Origin of the sequence: Saccharibacillus sacchari (assembly GCF_037722395.1) — a bacterium.
Taxonomy (GTDB): Bacteria; Bacillota; Bacilli; order Paenibacillales; family Paenibacillaceae; genus Saccharibacillus; species Saccharibacillus sacchari_A.
The window spans coordinates 1-11,248 of the sequence record NZ_JBBKAR010000024.1 but is presented as its reverse complement, the minus strand read 5'-3'; the positions used below and the strand labels follow the sequence as shown (position 1 = coordinate 11,248).

Sequence of the window (11,248 nt, the reverse complement as noted above, 5' to 3'; positions counted from 1 at the left end):
CGAAGTTCAAAGGCGTCTTTCACTGAATTTCTCCCTCCGCCTGCGCGTGGCCGGGAATAAGACCTTCCTCCCAAAAGGCAGTCTGTTTGGGAGGAGGAAGAATTAAAAAGAACGGGAAATCTTTAATTTGGATGCAGGATCGGTTGTCCTGAGCACGAAATTCTACTATTCGCCTGAAACAGGCGAAGGCGTTTCTGCTGCTTGGGAGCAGGAAGGACTAGGAAACAACAGGTCTTTAAAAGCACTCAAACAACGAATCGCCCCATCGACCGCATTCTAAAAATTGTCCATCTCATCCTTCATTTCTCTTATTCTGCTTCATTTCTTTTAGCCTTTTCACAGCGAAGCTCAACTCAAGTCGGATCTTCCTTATACGACGATCTTTCTACCCAAGATTTTCAGGCCGATGCTCGGCCGGGGGAAGCAAGCGAAGGCAGAGGGGGAGTTCCGTGTAGAAGCGTCAGCGCTCGCCTTTGAAATTGGGAAAACCCCTTATCACATTCAATCTCTTTTCCCAATTTCAACACGCGATCGGAACGGAAGCTCCCCCGGCGCCGCAGCGCGCTTCCCCCTTCTCTACTCAATGATTGGAGCTGAAAAGATGCCTTACGAAAATAACCGCATCATGCTGGATCGGGCGAAAAACATGCTCAACCGGCTGCGCGAAGAAATCTACGAGCCGATCGGCTCCCTGAACGTTTCCGCCTGGATCACCCAAGAACCCGTCCCGTATGAAGCACGCACATCCGGCACGCTTAAGCAACTGAAGCCGGGCGACAAATGGGGCGAGCTTTGGGATTGCGCCTGGTTTCATTTTGAAGGCGCCGTGCCGGATTACGCAAACAAGCCGCTGCGCCGGGCCGTGTTGCTGATCGACGTCAACGGCGAATTGTGCCTGGTCGACGAAGCAGGCTCGCCCCGGCAAGGGCTGACCAATATCAATTCCGAATTCGAAACGGCGCTCGGGCTGCCCGGAAAACGGGTCGTCGAACTGGCGCAGCCCGGCGAAGACGTAGCGGGTCAAACGATCGACATCTGGGCCGACGCCGGTTGCAACGACCTGTTCGGACGTTACCGCAGCGGCACGCTCAAAGAAGCGCAGATCGCCGTTTGCCGCGAAGACGTGCGCAAGCTGTACTACGATTTCGAAGTGCTGATCGAACTGGCCGAACAGACCGACGAGAAAAGCGCCCGGCGTGTCCGCGTCATTCAAGCGCTGTACGAAGCGTCGCTCAAGCTGTCCGTTATTAATGAAGCAACCGTAAAAGCAGCCGACGGCAAGCTTCAACCGCAACTGTCCAAAAAAGGCGGCGATCCGATGCTGACGGTCAGCGCGATCGGTCACGCCCATATCGATCTCGCCTGGCTGTGGCCGATCCGCGAAACGATCCGCAAAGGCGCGAGAACTTTTTCCACCGTGCTGCGCAATATGGAGAAATACCCGGATTACGTGTTCGGCGCCAGCCAACCGCAGTTGTATCTATGGATGAAAGAATATTATCCGAAGCTCTACGAGCAGATCAAGCAGCGCGTGCGCGAAGGCCGTTGGGAACTGCAAGGCGCGATGTGGGTCGAACCGGACACCAATATCTCGGGCGGCGAAGCGCTGGTGCGGCAGATCCTGTACGGCAAACGCTTTTTTAGGCAAGAGTTCGGTCAGGATATTCAGACGCTTTGGCTGCCGGACGTATTCGGGTACAGCGGGAGCTTGCCGCAATTGCTGCGCAAATCCGGTATCCCGTACATGATGACCCAAAAGCTGTCGTGGAGCGTGTACAACACGCATCCGCATCACAGTTTTCACTGGGAAGGGATCGACGGCAGCCGGGTGCTGACGCATCTGCCGCCGGAAGATACGTATAACGGCCCGGCCGCTCCGCGTTCGCTGTCGAAGATCGAAGCGGCTTATCTGGACAAAAACGTGTCCGAGCACGCGCTGATGTTATTCGGGATCGGCGACGGAGGAGGCGGACCCGGCGAGGAGCATCTGGAACGGCTGGCGCGCGAACATGATCTGCTTGGCTTGCCGCCCGTTGTGCAGGAGTATTCGCTGGACTTTTTCCGCAAACTTGAACGCGAGCAAGATCGGTTCGAGACGTACCGCGGCGAGCTGTATCTGGAAAAGCATCAGGGTACGCTGACTTCGCAGGCCCGCAACAAGCGCTACAACCGCCAAATGGAAAAAGCGCTGCGCGAATTGGAATTCACGGCTTCGCTGGCGCTTGCGCTCGGCGGTACGTCGGCGGATTACCCATCGGAGCCGCTGGAACGGATCTGGAAAGAAACGCTGCTGTACCAGTTCCACGATATTTTGCCGGGCTCGTCGATTACGCGGGTGTTCGACGAATCGTTGGAGCGCTACGCGGTATTGCTTGCCGAGACAACCGAACTGCTGCATACTGCGCAAAAACGCGTAGCCGAGCTTGCAGCAGCAGACGAAAGCCAAACGCTTGCGTTCAACTCGTTGCCGTGGCAGCTTGAACGCACAATCGGACGCAGCGGCGAGCACAGTACCGTTTCGCTGCCGCCGATGGGCTTTACCCTTTTAACGGAAGAACATCGACTGGACGCCAATCTGTTGTCCGAGCGGACATCGCAGCTTAAAGCCGATCCGCACAGCCTGGAAAATGAACATCTGCATGTGACGTTCGGCGCTCAAGGCGGGATCGTATCGTTGGTGCATAACCAGCGCGAAATGATCGCACCCGGAGCGGAAGCCAATCTTCTCACCGTTTACCATGATCGCGGCGACGCTTGGGATTTCCCGCGGGATTACCGGGATACCGTCGCCGGGCGGATGGAGCTGACAGGCAGCACGGCACGGATCGAAGGCGTGTCGGCGATTCTGGAGCAGCATTACCGATTCGGCGAATCGACCCTGGTGCAGAAGATCGTACTGGAAGCGGGCGCCGATACGTTGCGGTTCGAAACGGCAGCCGATTGGCGCGAATCCGAAAAAATGCTGCGCGCTTCGTTCCCGGTGCAGATCAGAAGCGATCAGGTGAACTGCGAAATCCAATTCGGCTATCTCAAACGTCCGACCACACGCAACAACGGCATCGAGTTCGCCCGGGACGAAATCTGCGCGCATCAGTATATCGACCTGTCGCAGCCGGATTACGGCGTAGCGCTGCTCAGCGACAGCAAATACGGCTACAGCGCGGAAGGACAGACGCTGGACATCAATTTGCTGCGCAGCCCGGGTTATCCCGATCCGGTCGCGGACCGGGCGGAGCATGAGTTTGTTTACGCGCTGTACCCGCATGCAGGTGACTTTGTGCAAGCGCAGGTTTACCGCAAAGGCTACGAGCTGAATACGCCGGTCTCGGTGCTGGAACGCACAAGCGACGGTACGCAAAAGGCAGCGGCGGCACAAGTCGGCGAGACGACGTTCTCCCTGATCCAAGCGGATCATCCGCATGTGATGGTCGAAGCCGTCAAAAAAGCCGAAGACTCCGACCATCTGCTTTTCCGTTTGTACGAGACTTCGGGCACGCAGGCGACAACGAGCGTGACCTTTGCCCGCGCATGCGCCGAAATTTCGGAAACCGACCTGATGGAGCAGCCGATCGGCCCGGATCAAGGCGGGATTGCGACGGTGCAAGATGCGCCTTCGGTTCGACTGACGTTTGACCCGTTCGAAATCAAAACCTTGCGTGTGCAGATGAAGTAACACTGCGGCGCGGAGCTTGAACGCTTCGTGCCTTTTTTGGCATGCGCTCAAATCGCGAAACCGAGGAGGAGTTCATCATGACCGAAAACAGCCAACAGCAGCGAAGAATATTCGAAAAAACCGGATTTCAGGAAGGCGGCGCTTACGATCCGTTGATCGATATCCGCACGGATTTCGTGATGGTGTACGGCATTCGCGGCGATCTGGATCGACGGATTGCCGAATGGAGCGATCGCGGCTATATCGTGCATCTGATGACGGGCATGTCGTGGGGCGGGTATCAGGATTATCTGAACGGAAAAATTGACGGTCGTACGCATTGGGACGAAGCGCAAACCGATCGGTACGGTCAGCGGATCATTCACGGGACATCCGAAGATATTCCGTATATGGTGCCGACGGTCGCGTATGCGGATTTTTTGACGGAGCGGATACGCCCTGCCGTCGACGCGGGCGTCGAAGCGATCCATCTGGAAGAACCGGAGTTCTGGGCGGAAGGCGGGTATTCGGCAGCTTTTAAAAGGGAATGGGAACTGTTTTACCGCGAGCCGTGGCAGCCTCCGCATCATTCGCCGGACGCGCAGTACCGGGCATCCAAGCTCAAAGCCTATCTGTACACGCGCACGCTCGACCGGATCTGCGGATCGCTCAAAGAATACGCGATGGTCAAATACGGGCGGCGGATATCTTTTTACGTACCGACGCATAGTCTGATCAACTACACGCAGTGGCGGATCGTCAGCCCGGAATCGAAACTGCTGGATCTGCCGGGAGTGGACGGTTATATCGCGCAAGTGTGGACCGGAACCGCGCAGACGCCGAATGTATATCAAGGAGTGCGCAAAGCGCGGACGTTCGAAACGGCGTTTTTGGAGTACGGCATCATGCAGGAGCTTGTACGCGGGACGGATCGCCGGATGTGGTTTTTGCACGATCCGATCGCCGACGATCCCAAGCATACGTGGGCGGATTATCGGCGCGATTATATCCGTACGCTGATCGCGTCGCTGCTGCATCCGGGCGTCAGCCGATACGAAGTGTGCCCGTGGCCGGGACGCATTTATAAAGGCCAATATCCGAAACCGGGCGGCGACGGCAAAGAAGGGATTCCTGCCCGTTACGCGACCGAACTTCAGGTTGTGACGAACGTGTTGAACCGCATGGACGGATTGGACGCCGAATGGTTGAGCGACAGTCCGCAGATCGGTTTGCTGTTGGCGGACTCGGCGATGTATCAGCGGTACGATTCGTCTTGGAGCGAAGAAGCGGCGGCGTTCAAATACGACGGGACCGAGGTGGACGCGGCGCTGGGCGATCAATTGATGGACATCTTGGACTGGTCGGCGTTTTACGGATTGGCGCTGCCGCTGCTCAAGCACGGGGCGGCGGTCAGGCCGGTGCAGTTGGATAACGCGGAGCGGTTTGCCGGGTATCTGGATGAATATCGGGTGCTGGTGTTGAGTTACGAATTCATGAAGCCGGAATCGCCGGGGCTGCATCAGGCGTTGGGTGAATGGGTGCGAAGCGGCGGGGCATTGGTGTACGCGGGAGACGGAAGCGATGAGTATCACGGTGTGCGGGAATGGTGGAACGGCGGTCTGGGCGGGGACGCATTGATGTCGGCTGCGGAAAAGGAAACCGGAATTTCCATAGGAGCACGGATAGCGGCAGCGAGCGAAGTACGGACGTTTGCTACGCCTGCGGCGCATTTGTTCCATAGTCTGGGGCTGGGAGAGTCGCCGGAAGAAGGACTGCATGAAGTCGGGAGCGGCTGTGTTTTCTTTTTGAATCTGCATCCGTCGGAGTGTGCGATACGGCCGGAAGCGGCGGAGACGCTGCGGCTGGCGGTCGAACAAGCGTTGGAACATTCTATCCGTGTCGAACCGGTTCATCCCGGAGCGAAAAGCGACACGTCGGCGACGGGTGACATTACGGCTATGGTTGCGGGACCCGAAGTTTGGCGCAGAAATCCGGTTTTGGCGCTGCGTAGAGGTCCTTATATCATCGCGGCCGTTATGGACGAATTCGAGCATGAACCAGACTCTCCTAAAAAGAACGACTCTGCCCAAACAGCTACAACAACGAGTGTCGAACGGAACTTTTTTGCGTTAAAAGGAAGCTTTGTCGATCTGCTCGACGCGGATCTGCCGATTCGCCAAGACGTGACGGTACGCGAAAGCGAGCAGGCGTTGTTGTACGATCTGAATCCAATCGGATGCACTAATGATGCGGGATTCAGCAGGGCGAAAGATTCGGTTCATTCGTCGAATATCCGTTTGATCGCTGCCGCATCGCGTATCGACGAAGTGAATGCAACTGCGCAGGGATTTACTTGTATTGCAGAAGGCCCGGCTGACGTGCAGGGGGTCGCCCGTTTTTGGCTGGATCGACGACCTTTGTCTGTACACTTATCCAGGCTAGATGATCCGGCGGGTGAAGCTTCTAATGAAGCGAAGCAAACGGATTGGGAATGGGACGAGCCAAGCTCAACCTTATTGGTGCGGTACACCAATGATCCGGCAGGCGTGCGATTACGAATTCGGGCATAGAATTACGCATGAAGTGTTCACACTGAGTATGAAAGTTTCAGCTTGAGTCTGAACCGCTCACCCCTTATCGCTAGCATCCGCTATTCATTTTCCCAATCCAACTGGTTTAAGAAGTGTTCGACGTCGGAAAAAACTTGTTGCTGCTCCGGTCCCAGCGTCAGAATATGGCCGGAGTTCGGATACACTTTGTAGCTTTTGTGCGGGTTGGACACTTTTTCGTAAATAACGTTGGCGCTGTTGAGATAAAGCGGTTGGTCCAGACCTCCTTGCATGACCGCTACGGGCGCTTCGATGTCGTCAAGCTGGATTGCGGTATTCGAAATCAGATCTTGTAAGCCGGATAGTTGGTCACGTGGAAGACTCGCAATCGCTTCAACTTCGGCCTGCACGATGTCGGGCGTTTTGCCTTCGAATGTTTTGTACTGCTTGGCATAGCCGAGAATTCGTTCGAACAGTTCTTCGGCGCTTTTGCCTTGGATCGGTGCGCACATGGAGACGATGCCTTTTACCGGATATTCCGCGCCAAGCCGTAAAGCAAAAACACCGCCCAACGACACGCCTGCCACTGCGATCTCCCGGTAGCCTTTCGCGGTCAGCAGACGGTATCCTTCCTCCGCATCGCGCCACCAGTTTTCCGGAGATAGCTGTAGCAACTCTTCGGCTGCACCGCCGTGTCCCGTGTATAGCGGAGCATGGCAGGTGTAGCCTTTTGCATGTAAATAACGGCCCAGCTTGCGCACGTCCGCCGTGTTTCCGGTAAAGCCGTGCAGGAGCAATACAGCGCGTTTTCCTGCTTCATACGTAAAAGGCTGCGGCGGGATCATTTTCATAGGGTTCACTCCTGTTTTAGATAGGTAGATGATCGATGTTTTCTTCTTATATCTAACCATACATATGCGTTGCTTTAAAGTTGAGAAGGGAATGAAACATCCTTTAGAATGGGGAAGATACGACTATTTAAGGACGCTTGCGCAAGCGAATCGGTGCGTGTACCGCCGTTTACGCAAACGCCTTCAAATTCGAGGAGGGTGTCATGTTAGGAACCGTATTGGGGAGATTTAAAGTGATCGGGGTGCTGGAAGGGATCTCGTTCTTGCTGCTGCTTCTGGTGGCGATGCCGCTGAAGTACGCCGCAGGGGTTGACCAGGCTGTCACGATCGTCGGGGGAGCGCACGGGGCGCTGTTTATGTTGTATATTTTGGCGGCGATACATGCGTTTTATGAGTTGAAATGGGGATTGAAAAAGCTGTTTTGGGCGTTGATGGCGGCTGTCCTTCCGGCAGGGACGTTTGTGTTTGAAGCGCATTTGAATAAAGAGATCGCGGCGGGACGGATGTATGGAACGGGGGAGGAAGCGGGGCGGGCTAGACGGGCCGGATAAGGCGTATTCTAGTAAAGCTGCCGTTAATTCTGGACAAAAGATTGAGAATCGTTTTATCATCATCCATATAAGCAGAATCGGCACCGAAAGAATCGGGCCTCGGGATGGGCTTCCATCTTGAGGTCCTTTTTTGCGCAAAAACAAGATTTCCAAAAATTCCAGATGATGATAAACTTTGAGGAGGCAAGCGAGTTGAAGATTGAGTTGGTTTATCGGGATGAGCGGGCTATTGGAGTGAAGCTGGGACGTTATGGGTCTGAGGAGTTGAAAGGGATTCGTTCCGTGTCTGGCAGAATGTATATTGCGGACGAAAAGATTTGGACGATTCCGTATACGGTGTCGAGCATGAGCGCTTTGTTGGATGCGTATCCGAAAGATTTTTTCGAGTGTGATGGAGTATTAGGGAATGCGGATTCGTATTTGCGCGAGCGAGTGGGAAATCATAATAAGCTGCGACAGCAGAGCGTAATGCCCGTTCCCGTCGAAGACACGCAGGTATGGAGTTCAGATCGGAAAAATGAACTACAAGATGCGCTTCGGGCGAGAGGGTACAGCGGAAAAACGATCAAAGCGTATACGCTTCAGGTAGAGCGGTTTTTCGATGAGGTGCTGCTTGTGGAGAAGGAAATTAACGATGCTGCGGTGCAAAAATACTCGTTAACGCTGCTGGAAAAAGATTTATCGCATGCTTACGTGAATCAGGCTATTAGTGCTTTGAAGTTTTATTTCCGTCATGTGTTGAAACGTCCTAACTCTAACGGCTATGTGCGTCCCAAGAAAGAAAGCAAACTGCCGGATGTCTTGTCGCTTGGAGAAGTGGCACGTTTGTTAAAAAGCGTAAAAAACTTGAAGCATCGAGCGATGTTGGTTGTCACGTATACATCCGGGTTGCGAGTCGGCGAAGTGGTAAGGTTGCGGCCGGAGGACTGTGATCGGGAGCGCAACGTCGTGAAGGTTCGCCAAGGCAAAGGCCGGAAAGATCGTCAGACGCTATTGTCCGAAACAGCGAATGCCGTACTGGAGAAGTATATCGAACAGGAAAAACCGGAAGGATGGTTGTTTCCGGGGCAGCGGGAAGGACGGCATTTGACAGAACGCTCCGCACAAAAGGTGTTTGAAAAAGCAGTACTTCAAGCGGGGATTCGGAAAGACGTGAGTATCCATTCGTTGAGGCATTCGTTTGCAACGCATCTGTTGGAGAACGGGATTGATCTTCGTTATATTCAGGAGCTGCTCGGGCATCAGAGTGTTCGGACCACGGAGCGGTATACGCATGTGAGCAGAAGAGACATTGGGCGGATTCAAAGCCCTTTGGATCGGTTGGGTGGGATGGAAGAAGAGGAGTAAGTTCGTGAATAACACGGGGTTGAGGTGTACTGGGAAGTTCGTGAATAAACGGGATGGGGAGTTTAGGTGAAGTTCGTGAATAAGACGTTAGCTGAAATTCACATAGGAAGGATAGGCTTATGAGAAGCATAGCAAGCTTTGATGGAAAAAATTTAAAAGGACTTAAAAGCATTTCTGAGGCTGAATTCGAAGGTTTATTAGAACATGTGAAGAATATAAATATCTTCGTGAATAATTATCAAAGAATATCCATGGTGCAAAAAGATAAAGAAGCGCTCGAAAATTTTATAAGTGATTACTTGGATGACTCCCAGCATATCAGCACAGCTCATTTTTTAAATGAGCTACCTTCGTTCCTTCTTAAGTATCTAGCTTCTTTTAAAGCATTTTTAGATCATTGGGAAACTTATTTAAATAGGCTTTATGGTAAGGATTCAGATCAATTTAAAAGATTCAAAGTGGCAACATCAGCAGAATTTGATGAATATTTTTCTTACAGATTTGTATATGAGTTAAGGAATTTCACACTACACTGTAAATTCCCAATAGCCAAAGTGAAAACTAAAATGGACGAAAACAAAAATAACTTACTCAGTGTAATAGTAAATAAAGAGCGTCTTATGTCTGATTATAATTGGCCAAAGAAAGTAAGGCTTGGGGAAATGGAAGCCGAATTTGATCTACTGCCTCACTTAGAAGAAGCATTCAATTGTTTAATTCGTATACATGAAATAGCTATAAATTTATGTGATACAAGAAGTTTAATGGATTCTTCTTTAAAAATATATAAATTCGCTGTCGACTATAGGGGCGTGGTAGGAGACATTGTCTTAGCAACAATAGAAGAAAGTGGTCTTGATGAGAGCATGGATAATCTTCATATCGAATACAATAGGCTTCCTATAATAGAATCTAAAAATATTTTAGAGATGTTTGTTGAAAATTCAGAGGAGTAGTGAACATCAGCTAACATAATATTCACGCTGCGGGCATACGCCCTTGATCCGACATTCGTCGGACACTCAGCATACGCTGAGTCGTGAATACAGGAACGTTATACGTAATTACTAAGAACTAATCTTGAACATGACTTATAAACTCTTAGTCATTCAAAAGCAAATACTGACATGAAAAAGCTAAAAGAAGAATTTATAAGGGAAATATAGATTGAATAGAAGGTATTTATGACTCATTAAATCGGAGGTTAAAAAATGATTACAAAAATAGCTCTTGACAAAGTTGCGTGTTATAAAAGCTTAACAACGTTAGAAACAGACAAAAAGATTAATTTAATTTATGGGCTTAATGGAGTCGGAAAAAGCACTTTTTCTAACTATTTGTTGAGACAGAAAGACGAGAGATATAAGAATTGTTATATTGAAGGCTTAGATGATAACCATGAAATACTTGTTTACAACCAAAGCTTTATTCAAGAGAGTTTTTTTGAACCGGATAACTTGAAAGGGATTTTTACTCTTTCGAAAGAAAATAAAGAAGCTGAGTTGAAAATTGAAAATGCCAAAAAAGAAATTGAAAAATTTGAAGAGAGCAAAGAGAAAGAGTTACAAAAACTTAGACAAGAAGAAGCTTCTTTGAGTGAGAAAAAGGAGTTAGCGAAGAATAGAATTTGGAAAATCAAAACTGATTATACTGGAGGAGATAGAGTTTTTGAGATTTGTTTAGAAGGTTATAAAGGATCAAAAAACACTTTATTTGATCACATTTTAAACTTAAAAAAGCCCATTTCAAAACCAGATAAAACTTTAGAAAGTATTAAAAATGATTTGCAAGTTGCCCTAAATGTCAATGTACATAAATATTCTGAATTGTCTAAAATAAAATTTAATTCACATAGTATAGAAATGGCAGAGTTGTTCAAAAAGCATATTGTAGGTAATGAGAATAGTACAATTTCGCAGTTGATTAAAGATTTAGGCAATTCGGATTGGATCAAAAAAGGACTAGAATATTTACCTGAAAGCTTGGGACAAGGGAACGAGACTTGTCCGTTTTGTCAAGAAAAAACAATTTCGAGCTCTTTGATGGAAAATATTAAAAATTATTTCGATGCTTCTTACGAGGCTGATATTCAGAGTTTGAATTTAGCATTAGACCAATACTCAGAATCGATCCATTTGATCCCCAAGAAAAACAATTTCGAACTAAATCCTAAATTTGAAGTTTTCCGCGATGAGTTTGAGATTAAGTATAGTAATCTTTTTACTGTGCTCGAGAACAATAAAAGATTTATAGAAGAAAAAATAAAAACTCCAAGTGTTTCGGTTAATCTTGAGACAT

At 50.1% G+C, this 11,248-nt stretch carries 7 protein-coding genes; 6 read left to right on the top strand and 1 reads right to left on the bottom strand.

Going from position 1 to position 11,248, the window contains the following annotated elements; all coding sequences use genetic code 11:
• Positions 1-601 precede the first annotated feature (601 nt).
• Both WKI47_RS07205 and WKI47_RS07200 read left to right on the top strand, forming a co-directional pair.
• Positions 602-3,673, top strand: a complete 3,072-nt coding sequence (locus WKI47_RS07205; RefSeq protein WP_340226498.1) for an alpha-mannosidase — start codon at positions 602-604, stop codon at positions 3,671-3,673.
• A gap of 77 nt (positions 3,674-3,750) precedes the next feature.
• A complete protein-coding gene (locus WKI47_RS07200) occupies positions 3,751-6,222 on the top strand; it encodes a hypothetical protein (protein WP_340226497.1) in 2,472 nt (823 codons plus the stop codon).
• Between the two features lie 80 nt (positions 6,223-6,302).
• Here the strand turns inward: WKI47_RS07200 and WKI47_RS07195 are convergent, their stop codons facing one another.
• On the bottom strand, positions 6,303-7,052 hold the full coding sequence (locus WKI47_RS07195; RefSeq protein ID WP_340226496.1) for an alpha/beta hydrolase: 750 nt from the start codon (positions 7,050-7,052) through the stop codon (positions 6,303-6,305).
• Positions 7,053-7,255: 203 nt separating this feature from the next.
• Between WKI47_RS07195 and WKI47_RS07190 the strand changes: the two genes are divergently transcribed.
• From WKI47_RS07190 to WKI47_RS07175, 4 genes are all read left to right on the top strand, one after another.
• Positions 7,256-7,603, top strand: a complete 348-nt coding sequence (locus tag WKI47_RS07190; protein ID WP_340226495.1) for a DUF3817 domain-containing protein — start codon at positions 7,256-7,258, stop codon at positions 7,601-7,603.
• 192 nt (positions 7,604-7,795) lie between these two features.
• Entirely contained in the window at positions 7,796-8,950 is a 1,155-nt protein-coding gene (locus WKI47_RS07185; RefSeq protein WP_340226494.1) for a tyrosine-type recombinase/integrase, read from the top strand.
• Positions 8,951-9,069: 119 nt separating this feature from the next.
• On the top strand, positions 9,070-9,906 hold the full coding sequence (locus WKI47_RS07180; RefSeq protein WP_340226493.1) for a hypothetical protein: 837 nt from the start codon (positions 9,070-9,072) through the stop codon (positions 9,904-9,906).
• Positions 9,907-10,161: 255 nt separating this feature from the next.
• A partial coding sequence (locus WKI47_RS07175) for an AAA family ATPase (protein ID WP_340226492.1) occupies positions 10,162-11,248 on the top strand: 1,087 nt, incomplete at its 3' end.

Coding starts and splice junctions, on each gene's coding strand:
- WKI47_RS07190 (WP_340226495.1), top strand. CDS start 7,256: ATGTTAGGAACCGTATTGGGGAGATTTAAAGTGATCGGGGTGCTGGAA.
- WKI47_RS07195 (WP_340226496.1), bottom strand. CDS start 7,052: ATGAAAATGATCCCGCCGCAGCCTTTTACGTATGAAGCAGGAAAACGC.
- WKI47_RS07180 (WP_340226493.1), top strand. CDS start 9,070: ATGAGAAGCATAGCAAGCTTTGATGGAAAAAATTTAAAAGGACTTAAA.
- WKI47_RS07200 (WP_340226497.1), top strand. CDS start 3,751: ATGACCGAAAACAGCCAACAGCAGCGAAGAATATTCGAAAAAACCGGA.
- WKI47_RS07205 (WP_340226498.1), top strand. CDS start 602: ATGCCTTACGAAAATAACCGCATCATGCTGGATCGGGCGAAAAACATG.